This window comes from Spirosoma luteum DSM 19990, assembly GCF_000374065.1.
Taxonomy (GTDB): Bacteria; Bacteroidota; Bacteroidia; order Cytophagales; family Spirosomataceae; genus Spirosoma; species Spirosoma luteum.
On the sequence record NZ_KB893272.1, the window covers coordinates 16,903 to 37,164 of the forward strand.

Annotated in this window: 18 protein-coding genes; 10 read left to right on the forward strand and 8 right to left on the reverse strand. The window is 46.8% G+C overall.

Annotated elements, in window-relative coordinates:
* Positions 1 to 11: 11 nt before the first annotated feature.
* Complete coding sequence (locus B156_RS0120300) at positions 12 to 683, reverse strand: low molecular weight phosphatase family protein (protein WP_018621616.1); 672 nt, start codon at positions 681 to 683, stop codon at positions 12 to 14.
* A 162-nt stretch (positions 684 to 845) separates the two neighbouring features.
* Here B156_RS0120300 and B156_RS0120305 point away from each other — a divergent pair, with 162 nt between their 5' ends.
* The 8 genes from B156_RS0120305 (at position 846) to B156_RS0120340 (ending at position 7,593) form a co-directional block, all read left to right on the forward strand.
* Complete coding sequence (locus tag B156_RS0120305; RefSeq protein WP_018621617.1) at positions 846 to 1,184, forward strand: ArsR/SmtB family transcription factor; 339 nt, start codon at positions 846 to 848, stop codon at positions 1,182 to 1,184.
* 45 nt (positions 1,185 to 1,229) lie between these two features.
* Positions 1,230 to 1,985 (forward strand): metallophosphoesterase family protein, encoded by a 756-nt coding sequence (locus tag B156_RS0120310; RefSeq protein ID WP_018621618.1) that lies wholly within the window; start codon positions 1,230 to 1,232, stop codon positions 1,983 to 1,985.
* 11 nt (positions 1,986 to 1,996) lie between these two features.
* A complete protein-coding gene (locus B156_RS0120315; RefSeq protein ID WP_018621619.1) occupies positions 1,997 to 3,103 on the forward strand; it encodes an ArsO family NAD(P)H-dependent flavin-containing monooxygenase in 1,107 nt (368 codons plus the stop codon).
* 6 nt (positions 3,104 to 3,109) lie between these two features.
* Positions 3,110 to 4,195, forward strand: a complete 1,086-nt coding sequence (arsB, locus tag B156_RS29560) for an ACR3 family arsenite efflux transporter (protein ID WP_018621620.1) — start codon at positions 3,110 to 3,112, stop codon at positions 4,193 to 4,195.
* Positions 4,192 to 4,995 carry a metallophosphoesterase family protein gene (locus tag B156_RS0120325; protein ID WP_018621621.1) on the forward strand — a complete coding sequence of 268 codons (804 nt, stop codon included), beginning with the start codon at positions 4,192 to 4,194 and terminating at the stop codon, positions 4,993 to 4,995. The genes arsB and B156_RS0120325 overlap by 4 nt, the downstream gene beginning before the upstream one ends.
* 6 nt (positions 4,996 to 5,001) lie before the next feature.
* Positions 5,002 to 5,343 carry a hypothetical protein gene (locus tag B156_RS29565; protein WP_018621622.1) on the forward strand — a complete coding sequence of 114 codons (342 nt, stop codon included), beginning with the start codon at positions 5,002 to 5,004 and terminating at the stop codon, positions 5,341 to 5,343.
* 290 nt (positions 5,344 to 5,633) lie between these two features.
* On the forward strand, positions 5,634 to 5,978 hold the full coding sequence (locus B156_RS0120335; protein ID WP_018621623.1) for a carboxymuconolactone decarboxylase family protein: 345 nt from the start codon (positions 5,634 to 5,636) through the stop codon (positions 5,976 to 5,978).
* 409 nt (positions 5,979 to 6,387) lie between these two features.
* Positions 6,388 to 7,593, forward strand: coding sequence for a phosphoadenosine phosphosulfate reductase domain-containing protein (locus B156_RS0120340; protein WP_157627110.1), 1,206 nt, complete (start codon positions 6,388 to 6,390; stop codon positions 7,591 to 7,593).
* Between the two features lie 152 nt (positions 7,594 to 7,745).
* Here the strand turns inward: B156_RS0120340 and B156_RS0120345 are convergent, their stop codons facing one another.
* The 6 genes from B156_RS0120345 to B156_RS0120365 all read right to left on the reverse strand — a co-directional run bounded on the left by B156_RS0120345 (position 7,746) and on the right by B156_RS0120365 (position 14,302).
* On the reverse strand, positions 7,746 to 8,219 hold the full coding sequence (locus B156_RS0120345; protein WP_018621625.1) for a hypothetical protein: 474 nt from the start codon (positions 8,217 to 8,219) through the stop codon (positions 7,746 to 7,748).
* A gap of 290 nt (positions 8,220 to 8,509) precedes the next feature.
* Positions 8,510 to 11,626, reverse strand: a complete 3,117-nt coding sequence (locus B156_RS0120350; RefSeq protein ID WP_018621626.1) for a lantibiotic dehydratase — start codon at positions 11,624 to 11,626, stop codon at positions 8,510 to 8,512.
* A gap of 80 nt (positions 11,627 to 11,706) precedes the next feature.
* Entirely contained in the window at positions 11,707 to 11,847 is a 141-nt protein-coding gene (locus B156_RS31490; RefSeq protein ID WP_157627111.1) for a hypothetical protein, read from the reverse strand.
* 148 nt (positions 11,848 to 11,995) lie between these two features.
* On the reverse strand, positions 11,996 to 12,127 hold the full coding sequence (locus B156_RS32430) for a hypothetical protein (protein ID WP_281167531.1): 132 nt from the start codon (positions 12,125 to 12,127) through the stop codon (positions 11,996 to 11,998).
* A 104-nt stretch (positions 12,128 to 12,231) separates the two neighbouring features.
* On the reverse strand, positions 12,232 to 12,999 hold the full coding sequence (locus tag B156_RS30440; protein ID WP_018621628.1) for a LytR/AlgR family response regulator transcription factor: 768 nt from the start codon (positions 12,997 to 12,999) through the stop codon (positions 12,232 to 12,234).
* A 4-nt stretch (positions 13,000 to 13,003) separates the two neighbouring features.
* On the reverse strand, positions 13,004 to 14,302 hold the full coding sequence (locus B156_RS0120365) for a sensor histidine kinase (RefSeq protein WP_018621629.1): 1,299 nt from the start codon (positions 14,300 to 14,302) through the stop codon (positions 13,004 to 13,006).
* Positions 14,303 to 14,310: 8 nt separating this feature from the next.
* On the opposite strand from B156_RS0120365, the gene B156_RS0120370 reads away from it, so the two are divergent.
* Both B156_RS0120370 and B156_RS0120375 read left to right on the forward strand, forming a co-directional pair.
* Positions 14,311 to 16,797, forward strand: a complete 2,487-nt coding sequence (locus B156_RS0120370; RefSeq protein WP_018621630.1) for an outer membrane beta-barrel family protein — start codon at positions 14,311 to 14,313, stop codon at positions 16,795 to 16,797.
* Positions 16,798 to 16,880: 83 nt separating this feature from the next.
* Positions 16,881 to 18,422: a serine hydrolase gene (locus B156_RS0120375; RefSeq protein ID WP_018621631.1), complete on the forward strand. Its 1,542-nt coding sequence runs from the start codon at positions 16,881 to 16,883 to the stop codon at positions 18,420 to 18,422.
* A gap of 590 nt (positions 18,423 to 19,012) precedes the next feature.
* On the opposite strand, the gene B156_RS0120385 is transcribed toward B156_RS0120375, so the two are convergent.
* Positions 19,013 to 20,164 (reverse strand): acyltransferase family protein, encoded by a 1,152-nt coding sequence (locus B156_RS0120385; protein ID WP_084757808.1) that lies wholly within the window; start codon positions 20,162 to 20,164, stop codon positions 19,013 to 19,015.
* Positions 20,165 to 20,262: the final 98 nt, after the last annotated feature.

Here is a 20,262-nt window from a genome sequence, read left to right on the forward strand (position 1 = left end):
GCACGTGTGTGTTAGGCTTTGATCTTCACCTTTGAGAAAACGTAGAGGGTTTCTGTGGCAATTTGCTTACACCGCTCGTCGTATTTCGCGGTTTCCTCGGGTTTACCATCGAATGCTTTGGGGTCGTCATAAGGCGTGGCTACCCGTGTGGTAGCACCCCTAACGATTGGGCATGCTGCATCGGCTTGTGAGCACGTCATGACCGCACAAAAATCGCGCTGAGGATTGGTGGCATCGTCGTACTTTTTGGAAAAGGCCTTGATGGGTTCGGTATCGGACGCATACTGCACCTCGTATAACGCATTAGGACCCTCCGATACTTTTTTGATGACGAAACCAGCCCTTGAACAGGCCGCTACCGCCCGTTCATTAAAGGCGCTCACTTCCGTCCCACCTGAGAAAGTCTTCACATTTGGAACGCCATAATAAACCGCAGCCGTAGCCGCCCAGATTTGCCCAAAGTGGCTGCGCCGGGAATTGTGGGTGCAGATATAAGTGAGCTGCACGGGTTCACCGGTGTTTACCTGCTGCTGAATGAACGCAGTAATTTTATCCAATTGAGCTTTGCGATCATCCGGGATTTTAGCAAAATCAGGTTTGAGAGCGTTGATGTATGTGACTAAAGCGTCATTCAAAACGCCTTTTTTGATGGGGTCGTTACCCAAGCTGATGGTCGTTGCCATGAGAAGGAGAGAAAGAGCTATGTTGAAAAACCTCATAATAGAGTCCTTTTTGGGTAGATGATCAGCGTGTAAAGTCAATTATCATCGTAAATATACGATTAAATATCAATTCGGTTGGTGTATTCTTAATTAATCGTATATTTGCGATATACAATCAAACACATGGCCACCAATAAGAAGGAAGCATTTGATACGGCCGAAGTCTCCTTAGCCGACTTCGCCAAAGCCCTCGCCCACCCCGCCCGCGTCGCCATCCTGAAAACCCTGGCTGAGCGGAGCACCTGCGTCTGCGGGGAATTGGTCGATGTGTTACCCTTAGCGCAGGCGACGGTATCCCAACACCTGAAAGAACTTAAGAAGGCCGACCTCATTAAAGGCGAAATCGACGGGGCCAAATCCTGCTACTGCATCAACTGGGAAGTATTTGATCTGATGATTGGAGAGTTTAATCACCTCTTCGCCGGTCTGCATCGCCCGCCCGAATCATCCGAATGTTGCTAAATCCGTCCATTGGTCTGATAGTCCGTTACTGATCCTTTTCAATTTATGCGCCTTGCCTTTATCAGCGATATTCACGCCAACCTACCCGCGCTGGAAGCAGTACTAGCCGATCTCGACCGACAACGGCCGGATGCGGTGTATTGCTTGGGCGATCTGGTTAGCTACGCCCCCTGGCCCAACGAAGTTGTCCAACTCATTCGACAGCACCGGATTCCAACGCTGATGGGCAACCATGATTATACCCTGAGCCAACTCACCGAGGGGCAGATCCTGCCGACCGTTCCGCCTGACCATAAAAAGTGGGCGGGGGCACAGTCACTGGCCTTCACCCATGCCTTGTTGGGAAATGAGGAACGGGCCTTTTTAGGTAGCCTACCCCGGCACATTCGTCTGGAGTTTGATACCGCCGATGGGCGGAGTGATCTGCTGATGGTGCATGGCAGCCCGACCAGCCTGAACGAATACTTGCTCGAAGACCGAACCGAGACCGATATGCTATCCGTCATGGAGAAGGCCCGCGCGGACATCCTGCTGTTCGGTCATTCGCATCTACCGTATCATCGACAGCTACCGGGCCACAACCCAGAAAAGCCAACCTATCGCCACGCCATCAATACCGGTTCGGTCGGTAAGCCCAAAGACGGTGATCCACGGGCGGGCTACGTGCTGATGGAGTGGACCGGGGGCGAACCACACGTAACCATGATCCGGGTAAGCTACGATATCGAGCGGACGGCACAAGCCATCGAAAAGAGCCAATTGCCCGATGAGTTTGCCAACCGGCTCCGACGCGCCTATTAATCCTGACAGCGATGAATCAACCCTCCAGTAAAGAAATAGACATTGTCGTTATCGGCGGGGGACAAAGCGGCCTGGCGGTGGGCTATTTCCTGCGCCGGACGGGGCGTTCCTTCGTCATTTTAGATGCCGGACCCGCGCCGGGGGGAGCCTGGAATCAGGGCTGGGACTCGCTGCGGCTCTTCTCCCCGGCCGAAGCCTCTTCATTACCCGGTTGGCCAATGCCCCGTCCTACGGGTAGTAATGACAGTGGTGAATTTCCCGGCAGGCAGCAAGTGGTCGATTACCTGGCCGCGTATGAAGCTCGCTACAAATTACCCATTCAGCGACCGGTACTGGTCGAGCGGGTATCGGCCAGCGGGAACGGTTACAAGATTAAAACGGATCAGGGAACCTGGCAGACGAACGCCGTGGTCAGTACCACCGGAACCGCCAGCCATCCGGTTATTCCGTCCTATCCGGGCCTGACTGACTACACCGGTTTACAACTTCACTCGGTAAACTACCGGTCGCCGGATGGGTTCGCTGGCCAGCGGGTGTTGATCGTTGGCGGAGGGAATTCGGGGGCGCAGCTTTTGGCTGAGGTCTCGCGGGTAGCCCAAACCGTTTGGGTGACGCTCACCGAGCCAACGTTCCTGCCCGATGACGTTGACGGACGGGTATTGTTCAGCCGGGCGAGTGAGCGGTACCAGACGTTGCAGACCGGCGAAACCCCAGCCCCCACGGGTAATCTGGGCGACATTGTGATGGTTCCCCCGGTACGGGAAGCCCGGAGCCGGGGCGTGCTGCACAGTGTTCGTCCCTTCACGCGACTTACCCAAACGGGTATTCAATGGGCCGATGGCCGAAGCGAGGCCTTCGATGCAATTATCTGGTGTACCGGTTTCCGCCCCGCGACGGATTATTTACGACCGCTGGGCATCTTGGACGCACAGGGGCGAATCGCCACTGAAGGTACGAAAGCCACTCAATCGCCGGGTTTATGGCTGGTCGGCTATGGTGCCTGGACGGGCTTTGCCTCGGCCACCCTGATCGGCGTTGGTCGGTCGGCCCGCGCGACGGCTGACGAAATTAACACGTATCTCAATCAACTCACGCCTGCTTTAATTACTCACGACTAACTTCTTATGCTCAGTACTCCAACGCTTACCCAAAAACCCCGGCTCTCGTTTTTAGACCGTTTTTTAACCCTGTGGATTTTCTTAGCCATGGCCATCGGTGTCGCCATCGGCTACGGGTTTCCCCAGACCGAAGGGTTTATCAACCAATTCAACGTCGGTACGACGAACGTGCCGCTGGCTATCGGGCTGATTCTGATGATGTATCCACCCTTAGCCAAAGTCCGCTTTGGGGAACTGCCTAAGGTGTTCAGCAATCCTAAAATTCTGGGCTTGTCCCTGCTTCAGAACTGGGTGATCGGTCCGCTGCTCATGTTCGGCCTGGCGGTCATCTTTTTGCCCGACAAGCCCGAATACATGACGGGGCTGATTATGATCGGCATTGCCCGCTGCATTGCGATGGTCATTGTCTGGAATGATCTGGCGGGCGGTGACCGCCTGTATGCGGCTGGCCTAGTCGCCTTCAACAGCGTATTTCAGGTGCTGTTTTATTCAGTCTATGCCTACGTATTCATCACGGTACTTCCTCCACTGTTCGGGTTGCAGGGCTACACGGTTAATATCACCATCGGGGAGGTCGCTCAAAGTGTATTCATTTATCTGGGACTGCCATTTCTGGCCGGTATCCTGTCGCGCATCGTGCTGACCCGGCTAAAGTCCGTCGACTGGTACGAGAAAACGTTTCTACCGGCCGTTAGTCCGATTACTCTGATCGCGCTGCTGTTCACCAATGTGGTCATGTTCAGTCTGAAGGGCCGGTTGATCGTCTCGATCCCGTTCGACGTGCTTCGCATCGCCCTGCCCCTGACGGTATACTTCGTCATCATGTTCTTCTCGGCCTTTTATCTGGCCAAACGCGCCGGTACCAACTACGCCAAATCGACCTCGCTGGCTTTCACCGCTGCGGGCAACAACTTCGAGCTGGGAATTGCGGTGGCCATCGCCGTATTCGGCATCAACTCCGGGGCCGCCTTTGCCGCCGTGGTTGGCCCCCTGATCGAAGTGCCGGTGCTGATTCTGATGGTCAATTTTGCGCTGAAACAAGAAAAGAAGTTTGCCCACCACTACACAAAAGCCTTTCAAAAACCTGCATGAAAATTGCCCTGTTTTCAGACATTCACGCCAATCTGCCCGCGCTCGATGCAGTATTGGCCGACATCGACACCCGCCAGCCTGACGCGGTGTATTGTTTGGGGGATCTGGTCGGTTACAACATCTGGCCGAACGAAGTGATCCGCACTATTCGCAAACGGGGCATTCCGACGATTGCCGGGAATTATGATTATGGCATCGGTCGCAGCTCCGACGATTGCGGATGCGCCTACAAAGAGGAGCAGGAAAAGGCCAATGGTAAAGTGTCCATTGCCTACACCAATGCTCATGTAGGCAACGACGAACGGCAGTATCTACGTACGCTCCCAACCCATATTCGGCTTGAATTTGAGCTAGGCAACGACCCTGAACACCTTTGGCAGCAACAACCCCCGTTCACGTTGCTGCTGGTGCATGGTAGCCCCCGGCGCGTGAATGAATATCTTTTCGAGGATCGGGGCGACCGCAGTTTGGGCCGGGTGATCGAGGGAGCGGGAGCCGATGTGATGTGCTTCGGCCATACGCACAAACCCTTTCACAAAGTGGTCAGTGCAGAGCCGGAGGGGGAAGAGACTTATTTCCGCCATGCCATCAATATCGGTTCAGTGGGTAAACCCAAGGACGGTGATCCGAGGGCCGGTTATGTGCTGTTAACCATTGATGAAACGGCGCGGCCAGGTTCGCGCGAAGGGGTCGCCGTGGAATTCGTGCGCGTTGCCTACGACGTGGAGAAAGCGGCCCAGGCCGTTGAGCAATGCGAATTACCAGATGCTTACGCCGAGGCACTACGCATAGCCCGCTGATGAGCGATGAAAACCATCCTGATTCTGATAACCATGCTTTTCCCCAATCATTGCCCCGCCCAGGGTGATGATTGGACTATGAAAACCCAGCCTGGCATTGGTGAGCAGCTTGCCCGAATGATAACACCGCCTGATTGCGAAAAACGGCGAGTTCTGGGCATTGTGATGGTACAGTTTCAAATCAGCGAAGATTTACGCATTTGCCGGGTTCGAGTTCATTCCAACGACGAAACGATCAGCGGGCATTTGATTCGGCAACTGACAGGGCAAAAGCTATTTGTGTTGTACCCCGACTTTTTGGAAGTTCACACGATCAAAGTCCATTTCCAGCGCCCGGAACAATCGTGATCCGGTTTTTTTTATGATGTTTTGTTCACAAGCATACGGTCGTATGCTTGTGAACAAAAAGAGTACAAATAATGCCGCTGTGAAGATCTTTTGTAATAACCACTATCTCTACAATCAGCGAGCGATGATCAGGAATGGCCGTATCGTATGCTACTACCCATAGTTGACAGTTATTAGAAAGACAATCGTCTCACAAATCACTCCTTAAGTCAGTCATTTAAAGAGTAACAAAAGCGCTCATCTCCCTTACGTCAGGGTGCCGCCTATCTTAACCCATTTTATCAACCATAATGACTGAATATCAGACACCCAAAGACCGTGCCTATACCAACACGCTACTAAATGCAGCTCCTAAAGAGGCCGCTGCCTTCATGAACCTGAAGCATACCGCCGAGCGAACCGATGGCGTCATTCCGATCAAGTATCGGGAGCTTATGTCGGTGGCTGTTGCTCTGACCACTCAATGCGCCTACTGTATTGAATCTCATATTAACAACGCTGTACAGGCGGGCGCTAGCCGCGAGGAAATAGCCGAAACGGTCTTTATCGCAGCCGCGTTACGGGCAGGTGGAGCCGTGGGGACGGGCTTAATGGCGATGCGGCTTTTTGAAGAGGCCAGCACAGTCAGCAAATAATAGAGTAAGTGATAACTTCCCCTGACACCTTCTTAAGTTCACTAACAGATTGCACCTCCAGAATTTAAGTTCTAAAATACGCTCTATTCCTGCTACAGCTTTCTTAAAGGCGGGTCGTGAATTATCCGCTAAAAAGGCAAAAAACCAAGTGACGAATCTATTGACTACCCTGGGATTTGTAGATAAAACTCCTTATCCGTAACGGGCCAGGTAGCTGAACTAATTAGGCTTGCCCGAACGCATAGCGGAAAACTCAGCACCCACACGGCACGTAACAGGCACTAAACACCACCAACACATTCAAAGCGATAAAGGGGGAAGGACGGGGACTATAGTGCTCATTAACAGCAGCTAAAGCCAGGAAATTCGGGGGGTTATGCGTAAATTGATACAAGTAGCAAGCCCACTTATGAAAGCTAAATTACCTAGTACAGGTCAGACCCAGCTATTTGAAAATTTTGAGTTTTCTTCATCCCAAATCGGTCCAAAAGGTGGTGATATATCGGGATATGGCTTTCCTGGTATTGCCTGCACTGACGAGGTTAGAGGGCTGATTACTCAGGATGCACCCGTTGCCATTGGCGTAAGCGGAGGAAAGGATTCAGGGGCGGCCGCACTTGCAACAGTTCAGTATCTGGATCAGATGGGACACAAGGGCCCCCGGCTGTTAATTCATTCGGATTTAGGCCGCGTGGAATGGGAACAGTCAATCCAAATCTGTGAAAGGCTGGCTCAGCAACTGGGCTTGGAGTTAGTGGTTGTTCAATGGAAACAGGGTGATATGGTTAATCGCTGGCAAAAACGTTGGCAGGATAATACACTCCGGTATGCGAATCTTGACTTAGTGAAGGTGCTACTACCCTGGTCAACTTCCGGAATGCGATTTTGTACAAGTGAGCTTAAAACATCAATAATCAGTCAATACTTAACCACGCGTTTTCCGGGTCAGACCATCTTATCCGTAACGGGTATACGCCGTCAGGAGTCGAGAGAGCGACAAAAGAAACCGGTTGCCTCCTGGAGTAATGATTTAAGCCGTACCCCTCGTAATAGTCCGCCCACCGCTGGAATGAATTGGAATCCAATAATTGAGTGGAAGCATTCGGACGTCTGGGCCCTGCATCATCGCTATAATCTCCCAATCCATGAGGCATACACGGAGTATAGTATGAGCCGGGTTTCCTGCGCTTTCTGTATTCTGGCGAGTCAGACGGATCTTCTCAACGCAGCAACGTATACCGGTAATCGGGTAGCTTACTCGTTACTGGTAGATTTAGAAATTGAATCGTCATTCAGTTTTAGAGAGGGGCACTGGCTTGCAGATATTAAACCCGCCTGGCTAACGGAGCCTCAAAGGGCTGGTTTGGTTGAAGCAAAACGGAAAAGTCGAGAGCGTCAACGAATCGAGGCGGCAATACCTGGTCATCTGCTTTACGAAAAAGGTTGGCCCGTAGTGATGCCCACGCCAGCTGAGGCCTGTTTATTGGCCTCAGTACGAAACCGGATAGCGGATCTACTGGAGTTAGCCATTCACTACAACGAGCAGGCTACCATTCTTGATCGATACCAATTTCTAATGGCGGAGAAAAAGCGTAAGAAGGTGCAAAAAAAATGAATCCGGTGAAGCAATCAGCCACCATGGGCCTGAACTGCTAACTCCTTACATTATCTAATTTTAGTAAACTTGTTTGCCAGTAAAACCAAAAAATATACCCGCGCTTTAGTAGTGCGCGGGTATATTCAGTCTAGGGAATATTAATTAAGTTCTTATTGTTCCTGTACGCTATCAAGTCTACCATTTCCGAACTTTTCCAGTTGAGCACCTAGTAATTCTAAAGCACAAAGTAGTATTGTGACTTCGTAGCTAGCCAGTAGTTTTTCCTGGCCACATTGATTCACAATGTGTTTAGCGCTACTGATTTCAGTCGCTATTGTTTCCAGGACTAAATCATCGCAACATTCTAAATTGATTAATTCATAGCCAGGAAGAGCCTCGCCAGAATCATCCTGGCTGGCCAGTTCCATCTCAATACGAAAAATCTGCAAGCCGCTTCGAAGCAGGATGGCATGAAGCGAACTCAAACGATTTGTTAGTCGTAACCCATTCAGACGTTCTTGCGCGTATTCAAACAGAACTTGCAGCTGTGAATCAGCAATGACAGAAGACAGGCGCTGATACGTCAAAAATTGTTCATGAAGCTGTGATTCACTTTTAGGGCTAACGGAAGGATAAAGAAACATGGCTCGGGTCATTTATAGGTTACCGAAAGTAAGTTTTACAGCCCTAAGTTGCTATGAAAAAAGAAATAGGAGAAATAAAGTGGGCCAACTACGATTAAAGTTGGCCGGGGGGTGAATTTCGGTTCAAAACGGGGTTTTGCGGGGGTGAAATTGATTCTGTCACGTACAAAATACTGGTAAAAGCCAAATGTTCTAGACTGAATAAGCTGATCTTTAGCCTATTTTAGATGACTTGTGCAGGCCGCAATGAATTGATTACCAAATTATTACCTACTAAATATGGCAATGAATTACTTCGTAAAAACCAATTTTTGTTTCGCTAACGTAGCGGCATAATACCGAGCTAAGAAATGATAGGTCACCATTTCATGCTGCCGGTTTTGACCCGTAAATATTCGGGTTAAACTCATGTGATTATGGTGCATTAACCAGTCCCACAGCGCATTAGGATCCGGTTGACTCTCAAAATAGGTCTGAACGTAAGTTACCTGGTTGTGAATGCTGCCGCTCCGCGTATGAAACAGAGGTGCCAAATCGCGCATCCCCTCAATCAGCGAAGCTTCCCAGGATCGGTAGGTATCATTAAGCTTACGTTTAACTTCTTTGACTGAGCCGTGTTCCTGCCAAAATGCCTGTTGCAGTTTAGTGCTTAGAAATCCCCGAAGTTCCATCGACAGGCCAAAATCGGCGTACAACTGATCGATACTACTCATCGCCAACGTGTAGCGTTCGAGTTCATCGGGTTGTTCTGTTTGCTGCAGAAACTGGAACATCAGTTGACTATCTGCCGCAAAAATGGCCTCGCTGTAGGTTATCAAATCCGGGTTATACCGTTCAAGTTCTCGTTGGTAAGTATCAATCTGGTACCGTTCAATTAGCCCAGAATCCAAAAAGGGTGAAAGACAGCCGGGGAGAAGCTTAAAGATCGCATCTGTCTTAGCCGGATCACATAAAAGTCGAATCCGGAGATGGTACCCAGGATCGGTATAGCGGATAAAAAACAATTGTGAACTCCAACCCTGCCGTTGAACCTGTTCCCAAAAGGGCAAGATCGCTTTCAAAAGCACTTCATCACTGGCTAGTTCCTGACAGTATACTTTGACATAGAACCATTCCTGCCCAGGAAAGTAAGTGCGTCTAATGGCCGTAAGCTGGGGTAATTTACTAGAGTTGACAGGACTATTTGCCGTTCGAAAAGGAATAATAAATTCAGATTCATACCGGTTATTCCCCTCACTTACCCACTGTTCCAATTGATCACCCAGCCATTCGTAGAGAAGCACAATTCGTTTGTGTAATGCGTCGAGTATAATGGTTTGAGCGGGTACAAACTCCAGATCGAGTAGCAGTTTATTATCGCCCTCAATCAATAGAACATAACGAGGTAATTTATAAAGCGTTCGCAGATCATCAATAGTAGCGGATTGACCCTTCGTGGAGGCAATCTGGTCAAGCGTCCACTGAGCGGGAGCAATAATTAGATTTTTATACACTAGTCTGGGTAAAAAGGGCATCTGTTCAAAATGCCCCCAACTCCAGAAATGCACGTTACTTTCTGCCTGCTGCAGGTGAGCCATAAACTGGTAAACTTCATCACCGCGTAGGGAGTTATGGGCGGTACTATGGCGAGGACGTACGCGCTTTCCGGTCGGTTTGTGCGTCAGAATAACCTGATCATCAACCCCTACGCTTACGTACAAATCCGCTAACAACAGGGTATGCGGGCCATTCACCGAGGAAGGGTTAAGGTAGGGTATTTCGTAAGGCCGAAGCACTGGCCGAATAATTAAATTACCCGTACTGGTTGATTTAGTCGGTAAATGGACAAATTCAGCCAGTATATCGTTCGGAAACTGCGCCTGTTCCCAGACGCACATACGGTGCACCTGGTCTGAGAGTTCGGGATCTCCCAAACAGAATCGGCCCAGGAGCGAAGAAGGGCTATTGCCTATACTGGGATTGACCAGAAACGACCAATTGGACGATGGGTCCGCTCCGGCAGCTTTGATGGTTTTTTCCTTGCTCCGGTACATTTCACCGTGTACAAACCAGCAGGGTGGTAACGGCAACTGGGCTTTACGTTCCCGAAGCCGATCTATATCCGTCTCGGTAAGGCGTAGTTCATGGTTTTTCCCTAATAGATATCGTTTATACAGACTTTTTCTGAATTCATCCAGATCAGCCGGTAATGTGCTTACCAAAGTCGATTTCTTGTTAACATGCGCCAGTTCGGTTAGTAGAGGATACTTGGCTAATTCGTCAGAATTGTATCCGATGCCAATCTCGGGATCCAGGACTTCGAGCAACGCTACACTTTGGTGACCGTACCGTTCTTTAAACTGAGACTGAAATTGTTGAAAAGGTGGATTTGTAGTCGATTGAATTAAGGAAAGAACCTCGTTAAACTGGTGAGCAATCGATTGAACCAGTGACTTATCCAAGGATAATATCGCTGGTTTAAAATAAAGATCTGTCTGAATCAATGATTTTGGCGCTGTGGCGCCTGGATTCGTTTGAATCGCTAGCTGAGCTAACATATGTTGAGCGCTGAACAGGTTTTGAAGAGTCAGCGCCGGAGTAAGCCGCTGAAGGGCTGCCTGAAGCTGCCCGGTCCACTGGTCAACCTGTTCCAGGTGCTCTATTGGAATCAACTGCTCCAGAAGCGATTCATGCAGATTACGCCCCGTAACAGCCAACTGTAAATTACTAGTCAATACCTGGGCCTCGATCAACGCATCGATAATATCGGAAGATAGTTCAACACCTTGAGCCAGTTTAAGGAGTTGATCGTACGTATCAAATCGGGTTGGTGAGAACTTGGTTAATAGGCCTTCCAATTGAGGACTGCTTTCGACGGAAGATAAAATGATCCTGGTATCATCTCCATCGTAAACAGCCTCCGCGTACCTGAAAGAATCGACCGCTTTATAAACACTATTGTTGAGTCGATAGGTCAGGTAGGGACGAAGTAGAGGTTGCAAGTCTAAAGCGTGAACAATACCGATTAAAACCGATGCATCCGGCCGGCTGTAAGGTTGCCAGGGGGTCGGGCCAAAGCTGATCACTGATTCAGTAGTGAGCGTGCCCACTGCAGTACCCGCAAATAAACCAAAGGGCGTTGATCGACTGAAGAGTCTAAATACGTACCGCCAAAGGGCTTGTGCTACCGCCTGCCCCGGTTGCTTACCTGATTCCAGGGCTGAGAACCAACTGGTGTATAAGTTAGGAGATGCCAAATATAAGGCTTCTTTAACCCAGGGTAGCTGCAAAATAGGCTCAAGCAGGACGTAGCTATCAGGCGTTGGTGACGTTGCCAGGAGTTCATCAATCTTCTCGCGTAGGTAGGTGATTGGCTTCTGAGCTACCCGCAGGCAAAAAAAGTCAAAGTGAGTAAATACAGGGTCCATGAGTAGCAAAAGGTCTACAAAAAATCCCGCTTAATCGAGGACTAAGCGGGATTTTTTGTAGGTAAAAAAGCTAAGCAAATTTAATCGTAGGTATTAACACTACCCGTTGAATTACCGCCAACTGCTTTTGGATTATTGCAGCCCTTAATGCGGGTCATCCTTGAATTAAGCTTCTTTTTACCAAGAAGTTGTTGAGCTGAAAAGGGCATTACTTTTTCCATAGGATCAATACGAATTAGGTTTCAACAGTAGTAAAAGTAATAAATTTCAAATTTTGTTACTAAACTATCTGCTGGTAATCATACGAAAAGTATTTATACCATCCTGAAACCCCATATTCCTCTGTTATCAGCCAACGACCTTGCGTCCTCAGGCAATTGTGTTGACAATCGTTGAGCCTGAAATAATTCGCCCATCGCCTTTTCGCATGGTTTGGCGGCTGGCAATCTGACGCTTCATCAGTCTGAAGCGTACTTCCGGTTGAGTTTGGCTTTTTTTCATAATCACTTTGCTTTTTTTGATTGCAAGTAGAAGAAAAATCATGCTGCACACCTTAAAAAGTTGGCGAATTTGAAGAATAGTTGGTTAGTTGGCGAATTTAAGGTTCAAATCGAACTAGTCAGGTACGCAAAGAAATCTTTAATGTACGATTTGTAACTAGAACCGATTGGTAAGTCATGACCTGAAGCCAATCTGACACTAGTTGAGGTAACTTTTTTAACCTGGTTGATTTTGACTACGTAACTACGATTGATTTGCACAAACTCTGTATTACCAAGCAAGGAGGCAAGCTCCTTCATCGTGACTTTAGTTATAAGGCTATTCTTGGCTGCATTCAGGAGGTGAATTTTTACGTAATTATCGGCTGATTCTAAATAAATGATCGATTCAATGGGAATGTCTTTATCAACTCGATCCACTTTGACGGTTAAAATCCGCGAAGACTTCTCAATGTGGGATTCCTGGATGCCGGCATCAAAATCGGATCGTTTAACACCCAACTGCAGCTCTACCTTTTGAACAGCATCCGAAAACTCTTTGTAATCAAACGGTTTGGTTAGGTAATCGACAACGGCGAATTTAATGCCTTTGATTGCATATTCGTACTTTTTATAGGCCGTCGTTATAATTACCAGCGGAACGGGCTTGGGCAGCATTTCCAGTAAGTCAAAACCTGAAAACCGGGGCATTTGTACGTCAAGCAGCAGTAAGTCAGGCTTCTTTGTCACGCATAACTGATTCGCTTCCTGAGCGTTCGACGCTACACCAACCAGCGTCAGGCTTGGCGTTGACTTAACAAAATCCAGCATCAATTCCTGGGCAGACGGCTCATTTTCTACTATCAGACATTTAATCTTAGGGACGATGTTCATATACTTAAGCCCGGTTTAAAGGGATACTTAATTGAAGATGATACTCATTTTGCGGCTCACTAACCAGTAATGTGTATTTATCCTTAAAAAGATAATCCATACGCTTTCTGGCATTCTTCAAACCAAGCCCTCCTACTTTAGGTAGTTGTTTAACTGCCGGCAACCCATCCGCAGGCTCATCGCTGGCGACGTAATTTGTTACTTCCGCTTCAAGGCAATTCTTATTTTCGTTAATGCTTATTTTAATGAGCACCCAACCTTCCGAATAGCTGTTATCGATGCCGTGTTTAAACGCATTTTCAATAAAGGTGATCAACAACAGGGGGGGCACTAAATAATTGCTTGGATTGCCTTCGATGGTAAGTTCTATGCGCTCTGGTGAGAAAATACGCGTTTTTTCAATATCTATGTAATTACTAATAAACGTTAACTCGCCTGAAAGGGGCACAAAAAGATCACTTGTTTCGTAGAGCGTATAGCGCATTAACTTCGATAAATTTCCTAGTAACGAAGCCGCACGCTTATTGGTTGAGTGAATCTGTGCGTATATATTATTAAAGACGTTAAACAGAAAATGAGGATTGATTTGCTCCTTGAGCGTTTTGAACTGATCTTCCAGCAATTGCTGATTGACCTCCAATACCTGTAGTTGGTCCGCGATCAGCATCTTATTTTTTTCTGTTGCTGAAATTCCATCATAGCCATAAGCGATGGATAAACGAATGATACGGAGCAACAGCGGTAACAACACGTAAGACACGTTAAAGCCCGAAACAAACGTATAAATAAAAAATTCGCCCTTGACGATTTCTGTCAGCCAGCCGATTGGTCCCGTCTTCTCCAAAAACGTCCATACACGCGTTACGTAGGGAGGAGGGGGCGTAAAATGATGAAAAGCGTAGTCAAATGACCAGTAATCTATAACGTTGAACAGGCATAGCATGGTAAACCAGCAACCTGCCACATAGACCACATTGGCGAGTAAAATTTCATTTTTCCACCGTAAAGCCAGCAAGGACCTCATAAATGACGGAACAACTCTATAACCCACTATGTAAAAAGCTAACAGCGTAGTAATCATGTGGACGCCGGCAACAAACACAAACAAGTTTGTCGATGCAGGCTCGTCCGGTGAGGGCTGTAACTGTTTTTTAAAGGCAAAAAAGGATGTTGAAAAATTGTAACCCCAGAAGATGATATGGCAGACAATTCGCAGCCAGTTCCAGGCTCTTCTGGGCAGATAAACCTGAGGCCCATCCGAAAATAACAATTTTTTAGTAGTTTTAAAGTTGAAATGCAGCATAAATTAATATGATAAATTTTAAATTAAGCCGAACACGCCAATTAGACCTCATCATCTTAATTCTGCTGATGAGTGTGTCGGTTTGTCGTGTTAATGCACAAAAAACAGGAGATGCAACGGATACTACTATTGTGCCAGTAAAGATACTATATGGCACTTTAAAAAGCATTCAGGGTGAGTTCGTATCGAATGCGTTAGTGACCCTTTTAAAAAAAGATTCCAGCCTGGTTAAAGCAACGTTCTCAGACGAGAGAGGGGCCTTTAGTATTCGTTACAGCACTCGGGACACGCTCCAGCTCATCATTTCACACATCAGTTTTTTACCCCTGCAGCAACTCCTTATAAGGTCCGATTCGGTAGCCCCCGTTCCGATGAATGTAACGTTACAACCCAAGTCTGTTTCGCTAAGTGAAGTTACCATCAAAGATAAAAAGCCACTATTTGAGTTAAACGGAGACCGTATACTCCTAAATCTGGAAGATAATCCCGCTTATGCCGGTCGGAACACATTCGATGCGCTGGGAGCAGCTCCCCGTCTGACGATAGACCCTATTTCCAAGTCCATAAGCTTAGACGGCAAAACGGGATTAGTGCTGTATGTAAATGGAAAGCAACTCTATTCGACACCCAGCGAGATTATAGCTTACCTTCAAACGTTACCCGCGGCTAACGTAGTAAAAATTGAAATATTGACATCTCCACCGGCAAAGTACGACGCAGCTGGCGCTGGTGTTATCTTGATCCAAACCAAGAATATGATCAAGGAAGGATTAACGGGAGAACTTAGTGTGACCGGGGGAGCCGGCCGCTATGTAAAAAGTAACGCATCACTTTCCCTTGGTTTACAGACCAAAAAGCTTCAAGCTGCTTTATTTTTTGCCCCGAATTATCAACCAACTTATTACAGCTGGCAACGGCAGCAGACGCTGTTTAACGCCAATAGAGCGGATGGCTATTCATCGGGCAGTCAGTTTAATTACGTGGATTGCTTTGGTCAACTACTACGGTCCAGCCTGGATTGGACGGTTAGTAAAAATACGGTGATTGGCAGCGTGCTTCAAGGATCCCACAATAACGAAACGCAAAATCCGGTAGCATCGCTCGATTACCGGCTCTCCTCGCCAAACGCGCCCCTGATGCATATCGATGCACAGAACCAATTGCAGCAAAAAACGTGGAATCTGGCGGCTAACCTTAATTTTCGTACCAACTTTACCAGCACCAGGTTGCTGACGGGTGATATTGATATTGCCAGCTATGATGACAAGTACCGATCTACCGCTCTGTTTAATGAGCGGGAAAATAACGTACCGTCTACCGAATTATTTAATATAAACTATCCAAACCGGGTCACCATTAAAACGGCTAAAATCGACTATCAATCTTCCTTCATGAAAAAAGGCAGTTTTGAAACGGGCGTAAAATACAGCACGATTTTAATGAATAATCAACCGTTTGTAAATACCCTTACAGATGGTTTTTTGGATGTAAAAGCTAAACTTGCCAACGGGTTTCACTATCAGGAAAACACCAGCTCGGCTTACAGTAATCTGTCGTTCAGCGTAAAGAAAGTCAATGTTTCAGCCGGATTACGGCTTGAGCACACTAGCTATGATGGCCGTTCAACAAGTAACGAAGCCGTTTCCCGAAATTATACCAACCTATTTCCCTCCTTATCTCTAAATTATCGAAGTAAGAGCGAATATGGTATAAGCGTATCCGCGAATCGTCGTATCGTCCGCCCGGCCTTTGACTTACTTAATCCTGCTTACCTCTATTTCGATCCCCTAACACTTTATACGGGCAATCCACTGTTAATCCCGCAGTACACGACAACCGTTCAAACTACGCTGACAACTCCGAAACGCTTGAGTTTAACCCTACTGCACTATGAAACGCAAAACAGAATTACTGAAGTCGTTTATCGAATTGATTCAATCCAGGCCACTACATTAAATACGAACATAAACTTTGACTGGGAGCGCCGCTGGTCAATGACGCTTTCTTACCCATTTACTATCAAAACTGGTTGGCAGCTGCAAGCCGCAGTAACGGCGCATAACACGCGCTATTATTCTAATTACAATGATATTGATGTCTATACAGGTCAATCAACGGCCATTCTTAGGCTTTTTAATACATTTAAAACAAAGTATTTTACGGCAAATCTTAATTTCATTGGTCGAACCGGAGCCGTCATCGGGTATTTCCGATACGATCCACTATGGAATATTGACGCCGGAGTACAAAGGTCAGTAGGGGAACGAGGTTCACTTAAGCTGGCTGCTACGGATATATTTCATTCAGCGATCATAAAAAATCATGGCGTTTACCTAAACAACCGTATTGATTTTGCGCATCGATACGAAAGCCAGCAGATTTTGCTGACCTACACCTACCGTCTCGGAAATTTAAAAGCCAAAAGCGTGGAGGAACGCTCTTTTGGCTCCCAGACTGAACAGGACCGTTTGCAGGGAAACGGAACACGCAAATAGTTACCTTCCCTCTTGCAGGGGGTATATACGCTTAATAAGGGCATACCAAATACAACCTCTCTACTCATAAACTGACTTAACTCATGAATAAAACAACTTACAGACTGATTCTTGCTTTATTACTCCATCAACTCAAAATCTTCGGCCAAACGCCTGCTTTTGTTACGGATAGCCTCGATACGTACATTAAACGGAATATGGCAGCGAGCAAAATTCCGGGGTTGGCCATTGCCATCGTTGAAAACGGTAAGGTGATTGTAGCCAAAGGGTACGGCCTCAGACAGGTTGGTAAATCTGATTCGGTTGATGTCAATACGCTCTTTTACATGGCTTCCAATACCAAGCTTTTTACAGCTACCGCCCTGGCCAGCTTAGCAGATCAAAAGAAATTATCCCTCGACGACAAGATACTAACACACCTGCCCGATTTTGCCTTGTATGATACGCTGGCCACAAAAATGGCGACCATTCGTGATTTACTGGCGAACCGACTTGGCGTAAAATCGTACGAAGGAGATTTTGTCTACTGGAATTCAGATTATACCATGCAGGACGTCATGAAGAATCTGCGATTAGTAAAACCAGCGGGCCAGTTTCGACAGGATTATAGTTATTCCAATGCCGGCTTTGTAACAGCGGGGTTAGTCATTCCTAAGGTGACGGGGCAGTCCTGGAATTCATACGTTGACCAGACTATACTCAAACCGTTAGGAATGACTAATACTTACCTCTTAACGGCCAATTATGCCAAGCGGAAAAATATTGCTTACGGCTATACAAACTGCTGTACAAGTGGGGGGGAGCTAATGCAGGTAGCCTTTGACAATCTTGACAATCTGGGGCCTGCCGGCGGAATGGTCTCATCAGTCAACGATATCAGCAAGTGGTTAATCATGCAGCTGGACTCGGGTCGCTATGAAGGAAAACGTATCTTACCCTACTCCGTTCTTGAGGCTACCCGCCGGGCCAGTACAATTATTACGTACAAAAAACACCCAATAGCGCCCTTTACCTATGAATTTTATTGTCTGGGTATTGGCTTGTTTGACTATCAGCATATGGACGTCTATTCTCATGCTGGAGGAGCCTTTGGCTTTCATACCAATGTAACCTTTGTGCCATCCCGAAAACTGGGAATCGTCGTTTTAATAAATCAGGATAACAGTAATTTTCATGAATCACTACGCTTTCAAATCCTGGATGCTTATGCAAAAGCGCCCTATGAGGACAAGAATGCCTACTTCTATGAACGAAGCCTTCGTCGGGATAAAAAGCAAAGCCAGGATATAAAAGAACTAGAAAATAGAGTCGCTAAAAATAATCAACCCCCAATGCCGCTATCGGCTTATACTGGAACTTACCGAAATCCACTTTATGGAACGATAAGGATAGAAGTAGCCCCCGAAAGCAAATCGAAAAATAGCTTACTGATCCATTTTCAACATCATCCAGATTTAACGGCCAGACTTGATTATATGGATAAGGATGAATTCCGGATTACATTTTCTAACCCCCGTTTTGGCATAGCACCTGCTTTATTTAGTACCCAAAATGGTAAAGGCGTGAGCGTTGACGTGAAAGCAACTGATTTTGTCGATTTCGAACCTTACCGGTTCACGCGCTGATGTAACCCGCTTCATTACTAAAAAAGGAAACCAGATCTGGTTTCCTTTTTTTTATACTAGCTTGAATTGATACGTTGGTCGTCCGAACTTCCCAGTTTCATACGTGTGTAGTGGTAAGAAACAGAGTAAAGGATAAAACAGATACCCATCAGGAAGCGATCAAGCGGGTAAACAAATTAACAAACAGTTGCCTATATGGAACTGCACCCGGTTTGATTTCTGATCGGTAATGAACCAGGGAAGTATATAGACTGGTAAGCCAACCAGAGAAAGCAGATCCCGATAAGGACAACCGCTCCAATCTCCGAAAGGATGACCAGGTGATCAACCAGCTGTTGAATCATACCCAATAGAGAGTGACCTTGAATCCAGTCCTGTTTGCCCCTGTAAGCAGTTTCGTTCACATGGGAAAGGAGCGTAAGGGGGGCTTTTAGCACGAGCCAAGACCACCCATTGAAAGCGGTGGTTAGCAACATGAAACCAATAAATTGTTTTTCGCTTCGAGTTATCATAACAGCTAGCGTTTATAAGTTGATTTAAGTGGAAACAACTTACTAAATAGAATTTAGATAGTGAACTGATTTTTATTGCTAAGAGGACAAAATAAGGGATGGTTTACGTTTTCTTGTATAACGATTAAGGAGCGGCTTTTCTAGGGCATACCAAGATATACTGGCCAGACAGACAGTCAACAGAAAGTAAAAAGTTAGTTCAAGGGCAGGATGCGGGATAGTGGTCGTCGAATTACTGGAAAAAAGAAGCTGCTCAATCTCGCGCCAGGCGTAACGCGTCGGGTATGTTACGGACATTTGCGCGTTATAAATTAGATTGTGAACTATATAAAGTCCGTAGCTGATAGACCCCAAATATTGAAAAACTGGGTTTAATAACAGATATCCCCCCCAGCGACCTAAACTCTGATGACAGTACCCGATCAGGTAACCGCCGAAGAGCGCAACCGCCAGCCGCACACTCACTGCCGTGACGGGGTTGCAATAAGCCCCAAATCCACGCACTTCCCAGTAAATTCCCAGCAGGAGCACCGTTAACCAGAGTATAAACAGGGTTCTGAGAACAAGCGCCGAGGAAAAAAACTGGCTTGCCCACTGTGGTTTAATTAGTTGTAGATAAGCAACCAACAAGCCAATGCCGTAACAATCAAAACATCCCAGAACGGACTCATAGCTGAATGGCCACCAACTGGGTTCACTTTTCCAGTAATAAGCGGCCCCCCGAAATACACAACTGCAACTGATAAGGAGGAGGGCCAGTACTGGCAACCGATTGAGGGGACACAACCAGATTAGAAGTGGTATGAAAATATAAAGTTGTTCTTCAGCAGATAACGACCAGAAGTGGTCCAGGAGCGAATTAGGGTTGTTGATTAAGTAATAGTTTGCCGTAAACGTGAAAAAATAAACCCACTTCTGACGCACTACGTCATTTCCTGCTAACAACAGGATTAATATGGTCAGAAAATAAAGCGGAAAAATTCGCTGAGCCCGTCGGCGGTAAAAGTGCGACAGATAATCGTTAAAGCTGGTATTAGTCATTTTTGACTCGATTAGGAGTCGACTGATTAAAAATCCACTTAATACCAGAAATAATGAAACGCCCCCGTTTCCAGCCATCAATACGTGGTGAAAAATAGGTACCCAGTGATCAAGCAATACTAAACCAAAAGCCCAGACTCGAAGACCGGTTAACGCAGGAATGTGCCTAAGGGTAAGGTGTTTATGCATAGGTAAAGCTGTTGGACTGCGAACGAAATACTAGGATGATAGGGTTGATAAAAAGTCAGTATAGTTCTAAAATTAAACTATGTTTTATTTAAATTTAC

What these genes read in the sequence shown, in the direction of transcription:
- B156_RS0120300 (WP_018621616.1), bottom strand. Translation starts at nt 683, where the DNA reads ATGGCAACGACCATCAGCTTGGGTAACGACCCCATCAAAAAAGGCGTT.
- B156_RS0120305 (WP_018621617.1), top strand. Translation starts at nt 846, where the DNA reads ATGGCCACCAATAAGAAGGAAGCATTTGATACGGCCGAAGTCTCCTTA.
- B156_RS0120310 (WP_018621618.1), top strand. Translation starts at nt 1,230, where the DNA reads ATGCGCCTTGCCTTTATCAGCGATATTCACGCCAACCTACCCGCGCTG.
- B156_RS0120315 (WP_018621619.1), top strand. Translation starts at nt 1,997, where the DNA reads ATGAATCAACCCTCCAGTAAAGAAATAGACATTGTCGTTATCGGCGGG.
- arsB (WP_018621620.1), top strand. Translation starts at nt 3,110, where the DNA reads ATGCTCAGTACTCCAACGCTTACCCAAAAACCCCGGCTCTCGTTTTTA.
- B156_RS0120325 (WP_018621621.1), top strand. Translation starts at nt 4,192, where the DNA reads ATGAAAATTGCCCTGTTTTCAGACATTCACGCCAATCTGCCCGCGCTC.
- B156_RS29565 (WP_018621622.1), top strand. Translation starts at nt 5,002, where the DNA reads ATGAAAACCATCCTGATTCTGATAACCATGCTTTTCCCCAATCATTGC.
- B156_RS0120335 (WP_018621623.1), top strand. Translation starts at nt 5,634, where the DNA reads ATGACTGAATATCAGACACCCAAAGACCGTGCCTATACCAACACGCTA.
- B156_RS0120340 (WP_157627110.1), top strand. Translation starts at nt 6,388, where the DNA reads ATGAAAGCTAAATTACCTAGTACAGGTCAGACCCAGCTATTTGAAAAT.
- B156_RS0120345 (WP_018621625.1), bottom strand. Translation starts at nt 8,219, where the DNA reads ATGTTTCTTTATCCTTCCGTTAGCCCTAAAAGTGAATCACAGCTTCAT.
- B156_RS0120350 (WP_018621626.1), bottom strand. Translation starts at nt 11,626, where the DNA reads ATGGACCCTGTATTTACTCACTTTGACTTTTTTTGCCTGCGGGTAGCT.
- B156_RS31490 (WP_157627111.1), bottom strand. Translation starts at nt 11,847, where the DNA reads ATGGAAAAAGTAATGCCCTTTTCAGCTCAACAACTTCTTGGTAAAAAG.
- B156_RS32430 (WP_281167531.1), bottom strand. Translation starts at nt 12,127, where the DNA reads ATGAAAAAAAGCCAAACTCAACCGGAAGTACGCTTCAGACTGATGAAG.
- B156_RS30440 (WP_018621628.1), bottom strand. Translation starts at nt 12,999, where the DNA reads ATGAACATCGTCCCTAAGATTAAATGTCTGATAGTAGAAAATGAGCCG.
- B156_RS0120365 (WP_018621629.1), bottom strand. Translation starts at nt 14,302, where the DNA reads ATGCTGCATTTCAACTTTAAAACTACTAAAAAATTGTTATTTTCGGAT.
- B156_RS0120370 (WP_018621630.1), top strand. Translation starts at nt 14,311, where the DNA reads ATGATAAATTTTAAATTAAGCCGAACACGCCAATTAGACCTCATCATC.
- B156_RS0120375 (WP_018621631.1), top strand. Translation starts at nt 16,881, where the DNA reads ATGAATAAAACAACTTACAGACTGATTCTTGCTTTATTACTCCATCAA.
- B156_RS0120385 (WP_084757808.1), bottom strand. Translation starts at nt 20,164, where the DNA reads ATGCATAAACACCTTACCCTTAGGCACATTCCTGCGTTAACCGGTCTT.